Source organism: Tessaracoccus pujii, from assembly GCF_054483895.1.
The window spans coordinates 719,745-740,463 of sequence record NZ_CM137012.1 but is presented as its reverse complement, the minus strand read 5'-3'; the positions used below and the strand labels follow the sequence as shown (position 1 = coordinate 740,463).

Here is a 20,719-nt window from a genome sequence, read left to right as displayed (position 1 = left end):
TCAGGACAGCTTGCGGGCCGCGCCCTTGTCCGCGGACTGCGCCAGCATCCCGAAGATCTTCAGGGCGGTCGACACCTCGCGCACGCGGTTCTTCGGCGCCCACCCGGCGGCGTCCCGCGCGGCGCGCCGAGCCGCGAGGGTGTCGTCGTCCACGTTGAGCGTCAGGGAGCGGTTGGGGATGGAGATGGTGATGGTGTCCCCGTCCTCGATGAGCCCGATCGCGCCGCCGGAGGCAGCCTCCGGCGACACGTGCCCGATGGACAGCCCCGAGGAGCCGCCCGAGAAGCGTCCGTCGGTGATCAGTGCGCACTGCGGGCCGAGGCCCAGCGCCTTGAGGTAGGAGGTGGGGTACAGCATCTCCTGCATGCCGGGGCCGCCCTTGGGGCCCTCGTAGCGCACCACGACGATGTCGCCGGGCTGGATCCGCTTGCCGAGGATGGCCTCCACCGCGTCGTCCTGCGACTCCGTGACCACGGCACGCCCAGTGAACTCCCACTGGGCCTCCGGCACGCCGGCGGTCTTGACGATGGCGCCGTCGGGCGCGAGGTTGCCGCTGAGCACGGCGAGGCCACCGTCGAGGGTGTACGGGTGCTCCACGGAGCGGATGCAGCCGCCCTCGGCATCGGTGTCAAGCGTGTCCCAGCGGTTGGTCGACGAGAAGGCTTCGGTGGTGCGAACGCCGCCGGGAGCGGCGTGGAACAGCTCGACGGCCTCTGGGCGGGCCTTGCCGCTGCGGATGTCCCAGTCGTCGAGCCACTCCTGCATCGTGCGGGAGTGGACGGTCGAGACGGCGTCGTCGAGCTTGCCGCCGCGGTACAGCTCACCGAGGATCGCGGGGACGCCTCCGGCCCGGTGAACGTCCTCCATGTAGTACTTCGGGGAGTTGGGCGCCACCTTGGCCAGGCACGGGGTGATGCGGGAGATGGCGTCGATGTCGTCCATGGTGAAGTCCACGCCGGCCTCCTGGGCGGCGGCGAGCAGGTGGAGGACGGTGTTGGTCGAGCCGCCCATCGCCACGTCGAGCTTCATGGCGTTGGAGAACGCTGCCTTGGTCGCGATGGAGAGCGGGAGGACGGACGCGTCCTCCTCGTCGTACCAGCGGCGGCACAGCTCGACGACGAGCCGGCCGGCCTCCTGGAACAGGCCCTTGCGGGCCGACGCCGTGGCCAGCGTCGAGCCGTTGCCCGGGAGCGCCAGCCCCACCGCCTCGAGGAGACAGTTCATGGAGTTGGCGGTGAACATGCCCGAGCAGGAGCCGCACGTGGGGCACGCGTTGGCCTCGATCCGGCCCAGCTCGTCGTCGGTGACGGATGGATCCACCGCCGAGACCATGGCGTCGACCAGGTCCAGCGAGGTCACGACCCCGCCCTCCTTCACCACCGCCTTGCCGGCCTCCATGGGTCCGCCGGAGACGAAGACGGCCGGGATGTTCAGCCGGAGGGCGGCCAGGAACATGCCGGGGGTGATCTTGTCGCAGTTGGAGATGCACACCAGCGCATCCGCGCAGTGCGCGTTGACCATGTATTCCACCGAGTCGGCGATCAGCTCACGGCTGGGCAGCGAGTAGAGCATGCCGCCGTGACCCATCGCGATGCCGTCGTCCACGGCGATGGTGTTGAACTCGCGGCCGATGCCGCCGGCCTCGGCGATGGACTCGGAGACGAGCTTGCCCATGTCACGGAGATGCACGTGGCCGGGCACGAACTGCGTGAACGAGTTGGCCACGGCGATGATCGGCTTGCCCCAGTCCGAGTCCGTGATGCCCGTGGCGCGCCAGAGGGCGCGGGCGCCCGCCATGTTTCGGCCGTGGGTGGTGGTGCGGGACCGGAGTGCCGGCATGGGGAACCTCCAAGGGCTAGCGACGTACCCGGCCAGGATACCCGCCGGCCGTCTCCTCGCCCGTGGCCGTCCGAGCCCTACTCCCCCGTCGCGACGGGTCTGGAGGTGTGGCTGTATTGCGACCAGGACCCGGGATACAACCGACCCCGCCCGAGCCCGGCGTACTCGAGGGCGATCAGGTTGTGGCAGGCGGTGATCCCGGACCCGCAGTAGGAGATGACGCGCGAGGCGTCGTCGACCCCCGCGAACCGCTCCCGCAGCGCCTCCGGCGTCCTGAACCGCCCGTCCTCGGTGAGATTGCCTGGCAGCGGATAGTTGCGCGCTCCCGGGATATGGCCGGCCTTGGGGTCGATCGGCTCGTTCTCGCCGCGGAAGCGCTCCTCGCTGCGGGCGTCGATCACGAACTCGCCCGCTGCCGCCTCTTCGATGTCGGCGAGCGCGGCGTCGGGCCAGGAGGCGGGCGGGAACTCGGCACGGGGCCGGCGCCGCACCTCTGTGGTGAGCTCACCGTCCCAGGCCTGGATCCCGCCGTCGAGAAGGGCCGCGTCCCGGCCGAGGATGCGCAGCAACCACACGAGGCGCCCGGCCATGGCGCCTCCTGCGTCGTCGTAGGCCACGACGGTGTCGCGCTCACCGATGCCGAGGTGGCTCATACCCTCGGCGAAGGTGTCGTGATCAGGCAGTGGGTGCCGGCCGCGGGCGGGCGACGGTGGGTCGGCCAGGACGTCGTCCATCGGCACGAACACCGCGCCGGGAAGGTGACCGGCCGCATAGGCGTCGGCGCCGGATCGCCCGTCGAGGTAGTGCCGCACGTCCGCGACGACCGCGTCGGGATGCGCCGCGAGCCAGGTCTGGTCAACCACCGGAGGAATCACGTCACCAGCCTATGCCGCCGCTGTCCTGGCTGGGGAGGGGGGTTGAGCCTGACACGGCTTCCGTGGGGAAACGATGAGCCGGGACCGGGCTACCGCGCGGCGCTGATGAGGGCGAGCAGCGCGGCGGCGTAGGCCTCGGCCGCATCCTCGGCGATGAAGGAACGCGCCGGCTGGCTGGGGATCTCGATCACGACGGCGAACTCACCGGTCTGGGACCTGCCTAGCGAGCGGAAGGTGCCGCCGAGCAGCTCGCGCAGCTGTTCCTCGCGCGGGAGCCACAGCGCCTTCTCCGCCGGCACGGAGTCCAGCGCCCATTCGGTGGTGCCGTTGAACGCCAGCAGCGTCCCGGTGGGGTGATCCCGCGCCTCCACCACCATGTTGGCGAGGGTGAAGACCTCGTCCTCCAGGTCCATGGCACGCACGACGAAGCGGTCACCCTCACCCGGATGCCACACCACACCGGCCTGGGCCAACCGCTCCGCGGTTGTCACTGAGATCATCTCGTGCCTCCTCGCACCTGCTGAGCCGCTAGAGGATCTTGCTCAGGAAGTCCTTCGTGCGATCCTCCCGCGGTGAACCGAACAACTCGGCGGGCGGTCCCTGCTCCACGACGGTGCCATCGGCCATGAACAGCACCCGATCGCACACCTCCCGCGCGAATCCCATCTCGTGCGTGACGATCACCATGGTCATCCCCTCACCCGCCAGGGTCCTGATGACGGCCAGCACCTCACCCACCATTTCGGGGTCCAGGGCGCTGGTGGCCTCGTCGAACAGCATCACGTCGGGCTTCATCGCCAATGCCCGGGCGATCGCCACGCGCTGCTTCTGGCCGCCGGACAGCTGGGCGGGCCGGGCGTCCACCTTGTCCGCGAGCTGGACGCGGTTGAGGAGCTCGAGGGCAGCGTCGCGGGCCTCGGATCGCGACATCTTCTTCAGCTGCACCGGGGCCAGCATGATGTTCTCGGCAACGGTCATGTGGGGAAACAGGTTGAAGTGCTGGAACACCATCCCGATGCGCTGACGCACAACGTCGATGTCCGTCTTCGGATCCGTCAGGTCCTGGCCTTCGAAGATGATGCGCCCGCTCGTGGGCTCCTCGAGCTTGTTGAGGCAGCGCAGGAAGGTGGACTTGCCGGACCCGGAGGGCCCGATGACCGTGACCACCTCCCCCTCGCGGATCGCGACGTCGAGGCCCTTGAGCACCTCGAGGTGCCCGAACGACTTGCGCAGGTCCTGGACCTCGAGGAGCGTCTGGCCACTGGGTTGCGTGCTCACTTGTTGAACCTCCGGTCGACGGCATTGGAGAGCATGGTGAGGGCCTTGATGACGATGAGGTACAACGCGCCCACGATCAGCCAGATTTCAGCGGACCTGAAGTTGTTGGCGATGATCTGCTGGCCCTGGTACGTGAGCTCGGCGAGACCGAGAACGGCCAGCAGAGAGGTGTCCTTCAAGGTGATGACGAACTGGTTGATGAACGACGGCGTCATGATCTTCACGGCCTGCGGAACCACCACCATCTGCATGGACTTCATCCACGGCAGACCCAGCGACCGGGCGGCCTCGAGCTGGCCCGGGTCCACCGACTGGATGCCACCGCGCACGATCTCGGTCATGTAGGCGCCGGCATTGAGCGCCAACGTGAGGATGCCGGCGGTCAGGACATCGAGCCTCACCCCGGTCAGCGTGGGCAGGCCGAAGTAGATGAAGAACGCCTGCACCAGCAGCGGGGTCCCACGGAACACGTCCACGTAGATGCTCGCGATGACGTTGAGGACGGGGTTGCCACCCACCTTGAAGAATCCCAGGACCAGACCGAGGATCAACGCGAACACCAGCGAGAGTGCCGTGGCCGCAATGGTCATCACCATGCCCTTGCTCAACGCCGGGAGGGCCGACGCCAGGAGGTCGAAGAAGCCCTGGCGTTCAGCGCCGGTGGGGGCCTCGAGATAGGTGTCGAGCAGCGCCTGGTAGGAGCCGTCGGCCTTCATCTCGGCCAGGCCCGCGTTGAACGCCGCGAGCAGCTCGGGGTTCTGACCCTTGTTGACGGCGAAACCGTACTGACCCCCGGGCTCCTTGGGCGTCACGGCCTTGAGTCCGTTGCCCTGCTTGATGCCGTAGGCGAGGACCGGATAGTCGTCGAAGACCGCTGCGGCGTTGCCGGAGTTGACCTCGGAGTACATCGTGTCCGCCTGAGGCAGTGCCTTGACCGAGAACCCGTACTGATCCTTGATCGACTCGGCGAAGGCCAGGCCCTCTGCACCCGTCTTGGCCACCACGATCTGCCCATCGAGGTCTTCGTACGACGTGATCGGCGAGTCGTCCTTCACGGCCATCTGGATGCCGGAATCGAAGTACGGATCGGAGAAGTCGAAGATCTCCTTGCGCTTGTCGGTGATGGACATCCCGGCGATCACGCCGGCCACCTGGTTCGACTGTAGGGCCTGGAGCGCCGCGTCGAAGCCCACCGACTTGATGTCGACCGTGAAACCCTTTCGTTCTGCGATGGCGGTGATGAGGTCGATGTCGATGCCGGTGAGTTCGCCGTTGGCGTCGCGGAACTCAAACGGCGCGAACGTGGTGTCGGTGGCGATCGAGTACGTCTTGCCGGCCACCGCGGGATCGATGCTCGACACCGGCTGTCCACCCGTCGACCCGGCGTCCAGGTACCTGTCGAGGATCTTCTGGTAACTGCCGTCCTCCTTCATGGCGGCCAGTTGGGCGTTGAACGCAGCCAACAGAGCGCCATTCTGGCCCTTGCTCACCGCGAAGCCGTAGGACCCGCCCGGCTCCTTGGCGGTGACAGTCTTGAGTCCGTTGCCCTGCTTGATGCCGTAGGCGAGCACCGGGTAGTCGTCGAAGACGGCGGCCGCGTTACCGGAGTTCACCTCGGAGTACATCGTGTCCGCCTGCGGCAGGGCCTTCACGGCGAAGCCGTACTGGTCCGCGATCGACTCAGCGAACCTCAGCCCCTCCGCTCCGGTCTTGGCCACGACGGTCTGCCCGCGCAGATCCTCGTACGACGTGATGGCCGAGTCAGCCTTGACAGCCATCTGGATGCCGGATTCGAAGTACGGATCGGAGAAGTCGAACGTCTCCTTGCGGACGTCGGTGATGGTCATGCCGGCGATCACCCCGGCCACCTGTCCGGACTGCAGCGACTGCAGGGCGGCATCGAAGCCCACGGACTTGATGTCGACGGTGAACCCACCTCGCCGGGCGACTTCACGGATGAGATCCATGTCGATGCCGGTCAGTTCACCGCCGGTGTCACGGAACTCGAACGGCGCGAACGTCGTGTCCGTGGCGATCGCGAACGTCCTGCCCACCAGCGACGGGTCCGGCGTGGGCTCAGCCAGCGCGGCGGGTGCCGCCAGGAAGCCGACCACCAGGAGCGCCACGACGGCGGCCCAGAGCCGATGCACACGAGCCTTGACCTTCAGCCTGTTCACAGTTCGTGTCCTCTCTGTGGGCGCCCCCGCTGGACGCTGGCAGAACGATATCCCAGATGGGCCAGGCCGACGCGTCAACGTCTGCCTGGCCCATCTGGAGCTCAGCCGGTGCGGTCAGCTGCAGCCGCTGGTGGAGCCGCACCCCTCGCACACGTAGCAGGACCCGCTGGGCCGCATCTTCGTGCCGCAGGTCATGCACAGGGGCGCGTCGACCTCACGGCCCGTGAGCGACTCCATCAACTCCGCCGTGGTCTGTGCGGTGCCGAAGTGCGACGGCGACGGCGCGTCGATCAGCGAGGGCTGACGGGCCCCGTCGACCTTGAAGTTGTCGCCGGCGTCGTTGCGGAGGGATACCGCCTCCGGCATCGCCGCCTCGTCCTCCTCCGAGAGGTAGGAGCCGGTCTCGACGTAGCGGGCCCGCTCCGAGGCGGTGTAGATACCCAGTTCGGCCCGATCGTCGAACGTCAGGTAGTCCAGTGCAAGGCGTCGGAAGATGTAGTCCATGAAGGACTGAGCGATCCGGATGTCCGGGTCATCGGTCATGCCCGCGGGCTCGAACTTCAGGTTGGTGAACTTCTGCACGAAACTCTCCAGCGGCACGCCGTACTGCAGGCCGATGGACACTGCGATGGAGAAGGCGTCCATGACGCCCGCGAGGGTCGATCCCTGCTTGCCCAGCTTGAGGAACACCTCACCGATGCCGCCGTCCTCGTAGGCGCTGGAGGTCATGTAGCCCTCAGCGCCGCTGACGGAGAAACTGGTGGTACGCGAGGCGCGGGACTTCGGGAGCCGCTGCCGCTTGGGACGGTACTCGATCCGCACCTCAGGCTCTGCCTTCTTCTCCTCCTTGGCCTCCCCGTTGCCCTCGGAGAGCGGCTGGCCCACCTTGCAGTTGTCGCGGTAGACCGCCAGCGCTTTGAGGCCGAGCTTCCACCCTTGGAGGTAGACGTCCTCGATCTCCTCGACCGTGGCGGTCTCCGGCAGGTTCACCGTCTTGGAGATGGCACCGGAGAGGAACGGCTGGACCGCGGCCATCATCCGGACGTGGCCCATCGGCTTGATGGAGCGGGCGCCCATGGCGGTGTCGAAGACCTCGTAATGTTCCGCGGCCAGGCCGGGTGCGCCGATGACGTGCCCATTGACGCCGATGAACTCGACGATGCCGTCGATCTCCTCCGAGCTGTACCCGAGCCGCTTCAGCGCGCGCGGGATGGTCTGGTTGACGATCTGCATGGATCCGCCGCCGACGAGCTTCTTGAACTTCACCAGGGAGAAGTCGGGCTCCACGCCCGTGGTGTCGCAGTCCATCATGAAGCCGATGGTGCCGGTGGGGGCGAGCACCGACGCCTGGGCGTTGCGGAAGCCGTTCGTGGCCCCCAGAGTGACCACGCGATCCCACTCGCGGGTGGCGACGGTGTGGAGTGGACGGTCCTCCTGGAGCACGCGGAGGTCGTCGTTGGCGGCCTGGTGCTTGCGCATCACCCGCTGGTGGGCCTCCGCGTTGACGGCGTACCCGTTGTAGGTGCCGACGATCGCCGCGAGTTCAGCGGAGCGGCGGTAGGACGCGCCGGTCATGATCGAGGTGATGGCCGCCGCGGTGGAGCGGCCGCCCTCGGTGTCGTAGCCCTTGCCCATGGCCATGAGCAGCGCGCCGAGGTTGGCGTAGCCGATGCCCAGCTGGCGGAAGTTGCGCGTGGTCTCGCCGATCGACTCGGTCGGGAAGTCCGCGAAACAGATCGAGATGTCCATCGCGGTGATGATCAGCTCGACGGCCTTGACGAACAGCTCCGCGTCGAAGGTGCCGTCGGCCTTGAGGAACTTGAGCAGGTTCAGCGAGGCCAGGTTGCACGAGGAGTTGTCCAGGCTCATGTACTCCGAGCAGGGGTTCGACGCCGTGATGGGACCCGTGACGGGGTTGGTGTGCCAGTCGTTGATGGTGTCGTGGTACTGGATGCCCGGGTCAGCGCACTCCCACGCCGCGGTGGAGATCTTGCGGAAGAGCTCGTTGGCGTCCACCTCCTCGATGACAGAGCCGTCGGTGCGCGAGCGCAGGCCGAACGCGCTGCCCGCCTCCACCGCCTCCATGAACTCGTCGGTGACTCTCACCGAGTTGTTGGCGTTCTGGTACTGCACCGAGGTGATGTCCTTGCCGCCGAGGTCCATGTCGAAGCCGGCGTCGCGCAGGGCGCGGATCTTGTCCTCCTCACGCGCCTTCGTCTCCACGAATTCCACGATGTCCGGGTGGTCGACGTCCAGGACCACCATCTTGGCCGCGCGACGGGTGGCGCCGCCCGACTTGATGGTGCCGGCGGACGCATCGGCGCCCCGCATGAAGGACACGGGCCCGGAGGCGGTGCCGCCGGAGCTCAGGAGTTCCTTCGACGAGCGGATCCGGGACAGGTTGAGGCCGGCACCCGAGCCGCCCTTGAAGATGAAACCCTCCTCCTTGTACCAGTTGAGGATCGAGTCCATCGAGTCATCGACACTGAGGATGAAGCATGCGCTGACCTGCTGCGGCGAGGGGGTGCCGACGTTGAACCAGACCGGGGAGTTGAAGGAGAAGAACTGGTTCATCAGCATCCAGGTGAGCTCGTGCTCGAAAATCTCCGCATCCTGCTCCGAGGCGAAGTATGAGTAGTCCAGGCCGGCCTTCGCGTAGCTCTTGACGACACGGTCGATCAGGGTGCGGAGGCTGTCCTCGCGCTGGGGGGTGCCGAGCGCGCCGCGGAAGTACTTCGTGGTGACGATGGTAGAGGCGTTGACGCTCCACGACGCCGGGAACTCGACGCCACGCTGCTCGAAGACGTTCACGCCGGTCTTCCAGTTGGTCTGGATGACGTCACGGCGATCCCATTCCACCTCGTCGTAGGGATGAACCCCCTGCTTGGTGAAGACGCGCTCGATGACGAGCCCCTTCCCCTGTGCGGCGCCCTTCGTTCGCGTGGCGCGTGCTGCTGTCGCGGTCATGGTTCTTCCCCTCGATCTATTCCTGGTTATTGTGCTGATGCTCTAGCTGATGAGCGGTTGCTGGGCCGACGCGACCCCGATGGCCGCGGACTCACGGCTGAGCTCCTTCTCGGCGGAGCTGAGCCGGAGCAGATCGATCTCGCGCTGGAAATCGTCCACCGAGTCGTAGTTCTTGTACACGCTGGCGAACCGCAGGTAGGCGACCGAATCCAGCTCCTCGAGTGGACCGAGGATGGCCACACCGATCTGCTCGGCGGCGATCTCCGCCTGGCCTGAGGCCCTCAATGATTCCTCGACCCGCTGGGCGAGCGCCGCCAGTTGAGCGGCTGTGACGGGACGACCCTTGCATGCCTTGGACACGCCCTTGATGACCTTGTCCCTGGTGAAGGACTCCACCACTCCGGAACGCTTCACCACGGTGAGGACGATCTGCTCGACGGTGGTGAACTTCCGTTCGCAGACAGGGCACATCCTCCGTCGGCGAATGGCGGACCCGTCCTCGGTGGCGCGCGAGTCAGACACCTTGGTGTCTTCGTTGCGGCAGAACGGGCAGTGCATGACCGGCGGGCCTTCCCTGGTGAACAGCGGAGGGCCAACCTTGCCACGCTATGGCCGGGACCACAACTTATGGGGGAAAGACACCGCTGTAACTACTAGATGTAGGGACAGCCTAGATCTGGGGGCCTCCATGTTCAAGGGCGAATCGCCGATGCACGTCAAGTCGGTCTTCAGGGAGCGGCGACGTGCGCCCAGGCCGGATCCCCCGCCACGTAGCGGGTGGCCGGCTCCTGCGACATGTCCACAAACTGGGCCGCAGAGACGGCCGCACCCACGGACGCCAGCAACCCGACAGCCACCACCTTCAGCGCGAGAAAGGGTAGGACTGGGCGGGTGACTCTGCAGGAGGCGACGCCGCCGACCCGTCCGGGCGAGACGGGGCGGGACGGGCGAGCCAGCGGCCCTCCGAGCTCCGGCCGACCAGCGGGCGAGACCGTGACGACCCGACGGGCGCCGGCGTCGACAACCCGGAAGCTCAGTGCGCGTGAAGCGGTCATGACAACCTCTCTCCTCCGTAGAACGCTTGTTCTAAATAAACTCTAGCGCCTTCGCCTCCGGAATGAAACACCCGTTCGACCCTGGCGTGTCGCGGTAGGCGACACACGTAGTCCATCGGCACCCACTGACAATTTCTCCACAGTGCGCGACACGCCACGTTGATTTCGAACACACGTTCGCGGACCGGCTAATCTTGTTCCATGGTTGAAGAGACGAAACGCCCTCGACGGGGCCGCCCCACCAACGCTTCCATCGAGGCCGAGCTCGGGACCATGGCCTCGTTCCCTGACGGTCCGGAGGACGCGCACGGCCTCACCACGCGCCAGTTGGCCATTCTGCGCGTGGTGAAGCAATCCATCGAAGAACTCGGATATCCGCCCAGCATCCGCGAAGTGGCGACGCGGGCCGGCCTGGCCTCCACATCCAGCGTCACCTACCAGCTCAAGGTCCTGGAGGAGAAGGGATTCCTCCGCCGGGACCCGAACCGCCCCCGAGCTGTGGTGGTCACCATGCCGGGTGAGGAGGGCATGGATTCGGCGCAGGCGTTCGACGAGGCGCCCAGGTCCGTCGCGGCCCCGCTGATCGGCCGCATCGCCGCCGGTGGGCCCATCCTGGCCCAGGAGCAGGTGGAGGACGTGTTCGCGCTTCCGCGCCAGCTCGTGGGAGACGACCAGGTCTTCCTGCTGGAGGTGCGTGGGGATTCGATGATCGACGCCGCCATCTGCAACGGCGACTGGGTGGTGGTGCGCCAGCAGTCGGACGCCCACAACGGAGACATCGTGGCCGCGCTGCTGGACGACGAGGCCACGGTCAAGACCTTCAAGCGCAAGGACGGAAAGGTGTGGCTGCTCCCGCACAACCCCGACTACTCACCCATCGACGGCACCCACGCCACCATCATGGGCAAGGTCGTGGCGGTCCTTCGCAAGCTCTAGTGGTGCGCTAGTCAGCACCCCTGAGGCGGCGCAGTGCCTGCACCGCCACATCGCCGTCGGTGGTCATCCAGAAGTCCGGAAGCGAGGACTTGAGGAACTCGCCGTAGCGCTTCGTGACGAGTCTCGGGTCCAGCACAGCCACGACGCCGCGATCCTCGGTCCGGCGGATCAGCCGCCCGGCGCCCTGCGCCAGCAGGAGAGCCGCGTGCGACGCGGCCACCCGCATGAATCCGTTGCCGCCCGCGTCGTCGACGGCCTTCTTCCGAGCCTGCATAAGCGGATCGTCCGGACGCGGGAAAGGGAGCTTGTCGATGATGACCAGCTGGCACGTCTCCCCCGGCACATCCACGCCCTGCCACAGTGACATGGTGCCGAACAGCGAAGTGGCGGGATCCGCGATGAAGGTGCGTGTCAGCTCGGACAGCTGGGCCTCCCCCTGGCACAAGAGCGTGAGGTCCGGCAGCTCCCGGCGACAGTATTCAGCGGCCTGTTCCGCGGCGCGACGCGAGGCGAAGAGCCCCAGCGTGCGGCCGCCGGCCGCCCACATGAGCTGGGCGATCTCGGCCAGGGTCTCTGGGTTCATGCCGTCCCGGCCGGGGGGCGGAAGCCGCCTGGCCACGTAGAGGATCCCCTGCCTGGAGTAGTCGAACGGTGATCCGACGTCCACCCCACGCCATGCGAACTCGTCGTCCGGCTCCGCGTCCCCCGTGAGCCTGTCGTTGTAGTTGAGCCCCATGGAGCTGGCTGCGGCCTCGAACGAGCCGCCGAGCTCCAGTGTGGCCGAGGTGAGCACCGTGGTGGTCTCGGCGAACACCTGGTTGCGCAGCAGCCCGGCCACGTTCAGCGGCGCCACATACGCGGCGCGGCCGAGAATGTCGGATTCACTCACCCAGACCACGTCCGCCTCGGACAGCTTCGCGATCCGCTCGGCGACGTCGAAGATCTCCTTCACCGCGGAGGACGCCTGGATCCGTTCCGGGTCGTCGGTGACCTTGCCGAGGGCACTCACCACCTTGCGGGCGACGTCGCGCAGTTGAGCCGCGGCATAGGCCAGCGGCGCTGAGCCTGCCGTGATGCGGGTGAGCTCCGACTCCGCAAGAGCCTCGCGCAGCACGTCCGCCTGGTCCAGGAAATCCACTCCGAGGTCGTCGTCGAGCCAGGCCAGCGCGCGGCGGGCCGTGCGCTCGACAATGCCCGGGGTGAGTTCGTCCGTGGCCGCCGTGGTGATGCGGCTCACCAACTCGTGCGCCTCGTCGATGATGACGGCTGAGTGTTCCGGGAGGGCGGTGCCGCCGTGCATGGCGTTGATGGCCAGGAGCGCGTGGTTGGTGACCACCAGCTGCGCGCCGCGGGCCTCCTCGCGGGAGGCCTCGACGAAGCACTCGGACCCGAACGGACAGGTGGCGACGCCCAGGCACTCGCGGGTGGGGATGGAGACCTGCGCCCATCCTCGTGCGGTGTGCGATGGCGCATCGTCGCGATCTGCCAGACCCTTCCGCTCCGCCTCCTCCTCCACCCACTCCCGGAGCGCGAGGACCTCCGCACCCAGCTTGGAGGTTTCGTCGCCGGGGGCGATGGCCTCAGCCAGCGCGGCGCTGCCGACGAGCGAGTCCTGCTCCGGGCGGCCGCCCGAACGGGCCCGATACAGGCAGGCGTAGTTGGTGCGGCCCTTGAGGATGGCTGCCTTGGGACGGGTCCCGGTGACCTCCTCCACCGCGTCCAGAGCGGTGGGGATGTCCTTGGTGGCCAGCTGCGCCTGCAGCGCGAGCGTGGCGGTGGCCACGACGATGCGCTGATCCGAGCCCACACAGCGCGCCAGCGCGGGAGCGAGGTATCCCAGCGATTTACCGGTGCCGGTGCCGGCCTGCACAAGAAGGTGGACACCGGTCTCCAGCGATGCCGCGACCGCGTCCGCCATGGCCTCCTGCCCCGGGCGGGCCTGGCCGTGGATCTCGCCGACGGCGGCCGCCAGGATGCTGGAGTGATCACTCACGGACGAAGGCCGCCAGCTCGTCGGCGAGGTCACCGCGGACCCGGGCGGTGATGAGGGTGCCCTCGCCGGTGTGCTCCAGGGAATCGATCACGGCGGTCTTGTGTACCTTGTCCACCAGGTCACCGCGACCGTAGGGGACGAGCACGGTGAGCGGGATCTCCGGGCGGGGAAGCCGCTCGTCCACCACGGCGCGAAGCTCGTCGAAGCCGCGGCCGGTGCGGGCGGACACCACCAGGGCGTCGGGATGGTTGGCGCGCAACGCGAGGATGGCGGCCTCGTCCGCCGCGTCTGCCTTGTTCAGCACCAGCAGCTCCGGCACCTGCGTGGCACCGATCTCCCCCAGGACGGTCCGCACCGCCGCGATCTGGCCCTCCGGGTCGGGGTCCGAGGCGTCCACCACGTGAAGGAGTAGATCCGCCTGTGCCGACTCCTCGAGGGTGGACCGGAATGCCTCCACCAGATCGTGGGGCAGGTGCCGGACGAAGCCCACCGTGTCCGTGAGCGTGAAAACCCTGCCGTCGGAGGTCTCGGTGCGCCGCGTGGTGGGATCCAACGTCGCGAACAAGGAGTCCTCGACGAGCACGCCCGCCCCGGTGAGGCGGTTGAGCAGCGACGACTTACCGGCGTTGGTGTAGCCCACGATGGCCACCGACGGCACCTGGTTGCGCCGGCGCTCCGCGCGCTTGCCCTCGCGGGTGGCGTCCATGTCCCGCAGCCTGCGCCTCAGGATGGAGATGCGGGTGCGGATCCGTCTGCGGTCCGTCTCGATCTTCGTCTCGCCAGGACCACGGCCGCCGATACCGGCCCCGCCCGCGGCCCGACCGCCGGCCTGACGCGACAGATTGCCGCCCCATCCGCGCAGACGCTGCTTGAGGTACTGCAGCTGCGCCATCTCCACCTGGGCCTTGCCCTCGGCGCTCTTGGCGTGCTGGGCGAAGATGTCCAGGATGAGCGCGGTCCGGTCCACCACCTTGACCTTCACGCGGTCTTCCAGGTTGCGTAGCTGCGCCGGCTCGAGCTCTCCGTCGCAGATCACCGTGTCCGCCCCGGTGGCGCGCACCAGTTCCAGGACCTCCTCCACCTTGCCACTTCCGATGTAGGTGGCAGGATCCGGGTGGCTGCGCCGCTGCACCAGTTCCGCCAGCACCTCGGAGCCGGCGGTCTCGGCGAGGAGCCGCAGCTCGGCCATGGCGTTGTCCGCGTCCTCCTGCGAGCCGGACGTCCAGACGCTCACGAGCACTACGCGCTCAAGGCGAAGCTGCCTGTACTCGACCTCGGTGACGTCCTCGAGCTCGGTGCGCAGGCCGTCGACGCGCCGCAGGGAGTGCCTGGCCGCCAGGTCCTCCTGTTCGCCGTCGTCGAGATCGGGCTGCTGGTCCAGGAATTCGTCATTCATCGTTCAGCCATTCTCCCAGCCGACGCGCAGCCAGCCAAGCCGCGGTGCTAAGCCTGTGGAAAAACCGGAGCCGGAGGATGGGGCTCAGATCCAGAACTCGCCGCGACCGATGATGACGGCGGGACCCGTGAGCCGCGCCCTGTCTCCGGTCAGCTCGACGGACAGCTCGCCGCCGGGCACCGTGACGACGGTGGTGCCGGTGTGCCCGCTGCGGTCCCGGTAGGCGGCGGCCGCAGCCACCACGCCCGTCCCGCAGCTCATCGTCTCCCCCACCCCGCGCTCGTGGACCCGCATGCGCAGCCGGCCTGGTCCGTCGATGTGGACGAACTCCACGTTGACGCCCGCCGGATACGCCTCGGCCGGATCCCATGCGGGCGCATGGTGCAGCTCGAGCTCGTCGAGGACCTGCTCCTCGACGAAGACCACGGCGTGAGGATTGCCGACGTCCACCTTGGTGGCCGGCCACTCACTCCCCTCGTGGACGATGGTGACCTGCTCGTCGGTGACCGTGACCTGGCCGATGTCTGTGCCGATTAGACCGTGGCGAGCCACGTCCACGTGCTTGACGCCAGCTCTCGTGGCCACGTCGAAGGAGCCGGAATCCACCAGTTGTTCGTTGATCAGATGCCGGGCGAACACCCTCAGCCCGTTGCCGCACATCTCCGCGACCGAGCCGTCGGCGTTGTAGTAGTCCATGAACCACAGCGTCGGCTCACCGTCCCACTCCCGCACGCTGCCCGCGCGCACCACGCGGATCACACCGTCGGCCCCGATGCCGGAGTGCCTGTCGCACACTGCCTGGATGAATTGCGGATTCATGTCGTGCATGCCGTAGGAGTCATCGAGCACGATGAAGTCGTTCTTGGTGCCGTGCCCCTTATGGAAGCTGAACCGGCGCATCCTTGCCTCCTCCAGAGTGGTGGGTCAATCCTAGCCCCGCTAAGACTCGTGCCACGTTGGTCCGGTCCGTTGCGTCGAGCCATGTGATGCGCGGATCGCGGCGGTACCAGCCCATCTGCTTGCGGAAGTACCTGCGGGTCGACCGCTTGACCGCGGCTCGCGCCTCGTCCTCCGTGCACAACCCGTCGAGGTGGTCGACCACCTGTCGGTAACCGATGGCGCGCAGCGCGGTCACGCCGTCGCGCAGCCCCAGTGTCAGGAGGTGGCGCACCTCGTCGACGAGGCCCTGAGCCCACATGTCATCGACGCGTTGATCGATGCGTGCGTCGAGCTGGGACCGTTCCAGCGTCAACCCGAACTGGTACACGTCCGTCAGTTCGTAGGTCCACTCGGGCAGGTTCGGACGGTGGCCTCCCGTGAGCTCGGCCACCTCCAGCGCCCGAACGGTCCGGCGGCCGTTGCCCGGTTCGATCTTGGCCGCGGAGTCGGGCGCGAGCTCTGCCAGGCGCCGGTGGAGCTCCAGCGGGCCGACGCGCTCCAACTCCGCTTCCCACCTGGCCCTGACCTCGTCGTCGGAGCCTGGGAAGTCGAAGTGGTCGATGATGGCGCGCACGTAGAGCGCGGAACCGCCCACCACGATGGGAATCACGCCGCGACCCCGCAGCTCCGCGATCAGCTCTCGCGCCAGCACCTGGAAGTCGGCGACGGACGCCCGCTCGGTGACGTCGGCGATGTCGAGGAGGTGGTGGGGAACGCCCGCCCGTTCCTCCGCCGTGGGCTTGGCGGTGCCGATGTCCATGCCGCGGTAGACCAGCATCGAGTCCGCGTTGACCACCTCCGCCGAACGCCCGGAGGCGATGAGCTCGACCGCGAGCTCGACGGCGAGGCGGGACTTCCCCGTCGCCGTGGGACCGACGAGCACGATGAGCGGGAGCGACACTCCGCCAGTGTGCCACCCCGCGTTCCCGGCACATGCGCGGGAGGCCGGGCATGATGGAGCGGTCAACGACAGAAGGAGTTCAATCATGGGACTGTTCGACAACATCGGCGATCTCGCCAAGCAGCACGAGGACACCATCGAGGCGGGCATCGACCAGTCCGGCGACATCCTCGACGAGAAGACCGGCGGCAAGTACGCCGCGCACGTGGATCAGGCGCAGGACTTCGCCAACGACCGGCTCGACAGCGTGACGGGGGACCAGGATCCGCCGGCTCAGCGGGCCACCCAGCAGTAATCGCGTCAGGGGCAGCCGGCGCTCACCTCGAGGGGCGCCGGCTGCCCCATGGCGGGCATGCCGAGCCCCACACCCACGGGCCCGGGCTGCGTGGTGGCGGCCTCCCACGCGTCACCGCCGCGAGTCCGACGCAGCCGCGTGGGGAGTTCGTCCGAGTTGAGGTGGTGCGGCGCGGCGTGGGTGACCCTCACCATCGCGATGTCTCCTGGTCGTGGCCGGGCCCCCGGGTCCGCCGGCACCGCCACGTGCACGAGGCGGTTGTCCCTGGCCCGCCCGCTCATCCTGTTGGTCTCGGCGTCCTTGCGGCCCTCGCCGGTGGCGAACATGACCTCCACCTCCCGGCCCGCGAAGCGCCGGTTCTCCTCCCAGGACGTTTCGTTGACGAGTTCGACGAGGCGCTCATAGCGCTCCTGCGTGACGGCCTTGGGCACCTGGTCCGGCATGGTGGCCGCGGGCGTGCCGGGCCGGATGGAGTACTGGAACGTGAACGCCGCGGAGAACCGGGCACGGCGCACGACGTCCATGGTGGCCAGGAAGTCCTCCTCCGTCTCGCCGGGGAACCCGACGATGATGTCGGTGGTGATGGCCGCCTCGGGCATCACCTGGCGCACCCGGTCCAGGATGCCCAGGAAGCGGTCTGAGCGGTACGAGCGCCGCATGGCGCGCAGCACCCGATCAGAGCCGGACTGCAGCGGCATGTGCAGTTGGGGCATCACGTTGTGAGTCTCGGCCATGGCCTCGATGACGTCGTCGGTGAAGTCCTTGGGGTGGGGGGATGTGAACCGCACCCGCTCAAGGCCCTCGACTCCCCCGCACGCGCGCAGCAGCGTCGCGAACGCGTGCCTGTCGCCGAATTCCACGCCGTAGGCGTTGACGTTCTGACCGAGCAGCGTGATCTCCTGCACGCCCTGGGAGACGAGCATCTCGATCTCGGCGAGGATGTCGCCGGGGCGCCGGTCGGCCTCCTTGCCCCGCAGCGCAGGGACGATGCAGAACGTGCACGTGTTGTTGCAGCCCACAGACACCGACACCCATGCCGAGTACGGCGACTCGCGCCGGCTGGGCAGGTTGCTGGGGAACGTCTCCAGTGCCTCTTTGATCTCGATCTGCGCCTCGCGCTCGACGCGGGCGCGCTCCAGCAGCGTCGGCAGCGCGCCCACGTTGTGTGTGCCGAACACCACGTCCACCCAGGGCGCCTTCCGCAGGATCAGCTCGCGGTCCTTCTGCGCCATGCACCCGCCGACGGCGATCTGGAGCCCCGGGTGCCGCGCCTTGACACTGGCCATGTGGCCGAGGTTGCCGTACAGCCGGTTGTCGGCGTTCTCCCGGACCGCACAGGTGTTGAACACCACCACATCAGCGCCCGCCCCCAGGCCCGCGTCCGCCTCGGCCGCAGCGCGCGACAGGCCGGCCTCTTCGAGCAGGCCGCTGATGCGCTCCGAGTCGTGGACGTTCATCTGACAGCCGTAGGTGATGACGTGATAGGTGCGTGGGTCTGGCATGGTCCCACCATGGTAATGGGCCTCCTGGGGGGCGCCGAATCCTCAGCTGGGCGTAGGCTCGCACCCATGACGATCAACCCCACCGGCACCCAGTTCCCCATCGCGCACGGACGCTACGGCGCCGTCGTCACCGAGGTCGGCGCGACGCTACGCAGCCTGACCTTCGACGGCCAGGAAGTGCTGCACACCTTCGCTGAGGACGAGCCGCCGACGGGGTCGATGGGGCGTCAGCTCCTGCCCTGGCCCAACCGCATCCGCGACGGCCGCTACACCTTCCAGGGAACCGCCTACCAGCTCCCCATCACGGAGGTCCCGCGGCACACCGCCCTCCACGGCCTGGACGAGGGGAAGCCCTGGCAGGTCGTGCGGCACACGGAGGACGAGGTGGTGCTCACGGCCCGCTACTACCCGCAGCGCGGCTGGAACGCCGTGCTCGAGGCCAGCATCGGGCACCGCCTCGGCGACGACGGGCTCACGATCACCGTCGAGGTCACCAACGTAGGCGGCACCAGCGCGCCCTACGGCTACGGCGCCCACCCCTACGTGGCGGCCGACCTGGCCACGGCAGAGCTGACCCTGCCCTTCGCCCAGGAACTGCTGGTCGATCCCGAGAGGCTCCTGCCGGTCGAGATCGCAGAGGTCACACCCCGGCACGACTTCCGTCGGACGAGGGTCATCGGGGACACGGAGTTCGACACGGCGCTGGCCGGAGCGGCCGGGCCGTGGGAGTTGACCCTGACGTCCCGTGGCCGCACGGTCACCCTGTGGGCCGACGAGACCCTCCCCTGGGGCCAGGTGTTCACCCACCCGGAGCGGATCGCCCTGGCCGTGGAGCCGATGACGTGCGGGCCCGACGCGTTCAACGAGGGCCCCACCCACGACGGCCTCATCGTCCTGGAGCCCGGCGGTTCGTCGCGTTCCGTGTGGGGTTTCCGGGTCAGCTGATCAGTGGGCGGTCTCCGTGGCGCGCGACTCGCGCACCACGGTGATCCGGATCTGGCCGGGGTAGCTGAGGTTGTGCTCCACTTCTGAGGCGATGTCGCGTGCCAGAGCGTGCGCGCCTGCGTCGTCGACGTGGTCCGGCGCCACCATGATGCGCACCTCGCGCCCCGCCTGCATGGCGTAGGCGCGCATGACGCCCTCATGGGCCATCGCGATGCCCTCGAGGTTCTCCATGCGCTCCACGTAGGCCTCGAGCGACTCCCGCCGCGCGCCGGGCCGCGACCCGGAGATGGCGTCCGCCGCCTGGGTGAGAACCGCCTCGACGGTGCGGGGCTCCACCTCGTTGTGGTGCGCCTCGACGGCGTGGACGATGTCCTCGTGCTCACCGTGCTTGCGCAGCAGATCGGCCCCGATCAGCGCGTGCGGGCCCTCCACCTCGTGGGTGATCGCCTTGCCGATGTCGTGCAGGAAGGCGGCACGCTTGCACGTGGCCACATCCAGGCCCAACTCCGCCGCCATCACGCCGGCCAGGTGGGCGCACTCCACCAGATGGCGCAGCACGTTCTGTCCGTAGGACGTCCGGTACGCCAGCGAGCCGAGCACGGGGATGAGGTCCGGGTGCAGGTCGACGATCCCCACCTCGGCGAGCGCGTCCTCCGCCTCCCGCTCGATCCGCTCATGGATCCGGCGTTGGCTGCGCTCGAACACCTCCTCGATGCGCGCCGGATGGATGCGGCCATCCGCCACCAGATCGGTCAGCGTGAGGCGCGCCGTCTCCCTGCGCACCGGGTCGAAGCTGCTCAACAGCACCGATTCGGGGGTGTCGTCGATGAGGACGTTGACACCCGTGATCTGTTCGAAGGCCCGGATGTTGCGCCCCTCGCGGCCGATGATCCGGCCCTTCATGTCGTCGCTGGGGAGGTCCACAGTGGAGACCACCGACTCGCTGGTCTGCTCCGATGCCACCCGCTGGATGGCGGTGACGATGATGGTTCGGGCCAGCCTGTCCGCCTCACGCTTGGCCGTGGCCTCGATGTCGCGGGCGAGCGACGTGGCGGTCAGCTTCGCCTGACGCTCCGCCTCCGCGACGACCTCCGCCCGGGCCTCAGCCACCGACAGCCCGGCGACGCGTTCCAGCTCGGCGTCGACCTGCTCGCGCTCGGCCCGGAGCTGTTCGCGGTGCTCACGGAGCTGGGCGCGCTGCGCCTCCATCCGCTGCGAGCGGGCCTCCAGACCCTCGGCGTCCGCCGACACGCGATCCTCACGCTCATGCAGCCTGGATTCCCGGCGCTCCTGCGCCGCTCGGGCCTCGCGGAGCTCCGTGCGTTGAGCCACCAGAGATGCCTCCATCTCGGCCCGTCGGCGCTCGACATCCTCCATGGCCTCGCGGGCACGGTCCTGTGCCTGAGCCAGGAGGCGTTCGGCGTCCTCGCGGATCGAGTTCGCCGCCACCTGGGCGGACTCCCGAATGGACGCCATGTCGGCGCGGGAACGCAGCTCCCAGGAGTCCCGCTCGTCCTTGGACTGCTGCGAGACGCGCCACAGGAGCCACATCAGAACCAGGACGCCGACCAGGAGAAGCCCTGCGATGATCCAACCGAGCTGGGGCACGGCGCCTCCTTCA

General features: G+C 68.2%; 17 protein-coding genes. 3 read left to right on the top strand and 14 right to left on the bottom strand.

Features of this window, described 5'->3' with window-relative positions:
- The 8 genes from ilvD to ACX1D0_RS03555 form a co-directional block, all read right to left on the bottom strand.
- On the bottom strand, positions 1-1,839 hold the full coding sequence (gene ilvD, locus ACX1D0_RS03590) for a dihydroxy-acid dehydratase (RefSeq protein WP_459019532.1): 1,839 nt from the start codon (positions 1,837-1,839) through the stop codon (positions 1-3).
- 77 nt (positions 1,840-1,916) lie between these two features.
- Positions 1,917-2,714 carry a sulfurtransferase gene (locus tag ACX1D0_RS03585; protein ID WP_459019531.1) on the bottom strand — a complete coding sequence of 266 codons (798 nt, stop codon included), beginning with the start codon at positions 2,712-2,714 and terminating at the stop codon, positions 1,917-1,919.
- Positions 2,715-2,803: 89 nt separating this feature from the next.
- Complete coding sequence (locus ACX1D0_RS03580) at positions 2,804-3,214, bottom strand: pilus assembly protein CpaE (RefSeq protein ID WP_459019530.1); 411 nt, start codon at positions 3,212-3,214, stop codon at positions 2,804-2,806.
- Between the two features lie 28 nt (positions 3,215-3,242).
- Positions 3,243-3,992 carry an amino acid ABC transporter ATP-binding protein gene (locus tag ACX1D0_RS03575; RefSeq protein WP_459019529.1) on the bottom strand — a complete coding sequence of 250 codons (750 nt, stop codon included), beginning with the start codon at positions 3,990-3,992 and terminating at the stop codon, positions 3,243-3,245.
- On the bottom strand, positions 3,989-6,169 hold the full coding sequence (locus tag ACX1D0_RS03570; RefSeq protein ID WP_459019528.1) for an amino acid ABC transporter substrate-binding protein/permease: 2,181 nt from the start codon (positions 6,167-6,169) through the stop codon (positions 3,989-3,991). The genes ACX1D0_RS03575 and ACX1D0_RS03570 overlap by 4 nt, the downstream gene beginning before the upstream one ends.
- Before the next feature lie 114 nt (positions 6,170-6,283).
- Positions 6,284-9,136 (bottom strand): vitamin B12-dependent ribonucleotide reductase, encoded by a 2,853-nt coding sequence (locus tag ACX1D0_RS03565; protein ID WP_459019527.1) that lies wholly within the window; start codon positions 9,134-9,136, stop codon positions 6,284-6,286.
- 42 nt (positions 9,137-9,178) lie between these two features.
- Positions 9,179-9,694 carry a transcriptional regulator NrdR gene (gene nrdR / locus ACX1D0_RS03560; RefSeq protein WP_459019526.1) on the bottom strand — a complete coding sequence of 172 codons (516 nt, stop codon included), beginning with the start codon at positions 9,692-9,694 and terminating at the stop codon, positions 9,179-9,181.
- A 170-nt stretch (positions 9,695-9,864) separates the two neighbouring features.
- Positions 9,865-10,191 carry a hypothetical protein gene (locus ACX1D0_RS03555; RefSeq protein WP_459019525.1) on the bottom strand — a complete coding sequence of 109 codons (327 nt, stop codon included), beginning with the start codon at positions 10,189-10,191 and terminating at the stop codon, positions 9,865-9,867.
- A gap of 201 nt (positions 10,192-10,392) precedes the next feature.
- On the opposite strand from ACX1D0_RS03555, the gene lexA reads away from it, so the two are divergent.
- Positions 10,393-11,127 carry a transcriptional repressor LexA gene (gene lexA, locus ACX1D0_RS03550; protein WP_459019524.1) on the top strand — a complete coding sequence of 245 codons (735 nt, stop codon included), beginning with the start codon at positions 10,393-10,395 and terminating at the stop codon, positions 11,125-11,127.
- Positions 11,128-11,134: 7 nt separating this feature from the next.
- Here lexA and ACX1D0_RS03545 read toward each other — a convergent pair whose 3' ends face one another.
- The 4 genes from ACX1D0_RS03545 to miaA form a co-directional block, all read right to left on the bottom strand.
- Positions 11,135-13,120 (bottom strand): ATP-dependent DNA helicase, encoded by a 1,986-nt coding sequence (locus ACX1D0_RS03545; protein ID WP_459019523.1) that lies wholly within the window; start codon positions 13,118-13,120, stop codon positions 11,135-11,137.
- Entirely contained in the window at positions 13,113-14,516 is a 1,404-nt protein-coding gene (gene hflX / locus ACX1D0_RS03540; RefSeq protein WP_459019522.1) for a GTPase HflX, read from the bottom strand. Before hflX ends, ACX1D0_RS03545 begins: the two co-directional genes overlap by 8 nt.
- 84 nt (positions 14,517-14,600) lie before the next feature.
- Entirely contained in the window at positions 14,601-15,416 is an 816-nt protein-coding gene (dapF, locus tag ACX1D0_RS03535; RefSeq protein WP_459019521.1) for a diaminopimelate epimerase, read from the bottom strand.
- A complete protein-coding gene (gene miaA, locus ACX1D0_RS03530; protein WP_459019520.1) occupies positions 15,394-16,356 on the bottom strand; it encodes a tRNA (adenosine(37)-N6)-dimethylallyltransferase MiaA in 963 nt (320 codons plus the stop codon). The genes dapF and miaA overlap by 23 nt, the downstream gene beginning before the upstream one ends.
- An 85-nt stretch (positions 16,357-16,441) precedes the next feature.
- Between miaA and ACX1D0_RS03525 the strand changes: the two genes are divergently transcribed.
- On the top strand, positions 16,442-16,651 hold the full coding sequence (locus ACX1D0_RS03525) for an antitoxin (RefSeq protein ID WP_459019519.1): 210 nt from the start codon (positions 16,442-16,444) through the stop codon (positions 16,649-16,651).
- A gap of 5 nt (positions 16,652-16,656) precedes the next feature.
- Here ACX1D0_RS03525 and miaB read toward each other — a convergent pair whose 3' ends face one another.
- Complete coding sequence (miaB, locus tag ACX1D0_RS03520; protein ID WP_459019518.1) at positions 16,657-18,153, bottom strand: tRNA (N6-isopentenyl adenosine(37)-C2)-methylthiotransferase MiaB; 1,497 nt, start codon at positions 18,151-18,153, stop codon at positions 16,657-16,659.
- Positions 18,154-18,219: 66 nt separating this feature from the next.
- Here miaB and ACX1D0_RS03515 point away from each other — a divergent pair, with 66 nt between their 5' ends.
- Positions 18,220-19,098, top strand: coding sequence for an aldose 1-epimerase family protein (locus ACX1D0_RS03515; RefSeq protein ID WP_459019517.1), 879 nt, complete (start codon positions 18,220-18,222; stop codon positions 19,096-19,098).
- Here the strand turns inward: ACX1D0_RS03515 and rny are convergent, their stop codons facing one another.
- On the bottom strand, positions 19,099-20,706 hold the full coding sequence (rny, locus tag ACX1D0_RS03510; RefSeq protein WP_459019516.1) for a ribonuclease Y: 1,608 nt from the start codon (positions 20,704-20,706) through the stop codon (positions 19,099-19,101).
- Positions 20,707-20,719 lie beyond the last annotated feature (13 nt).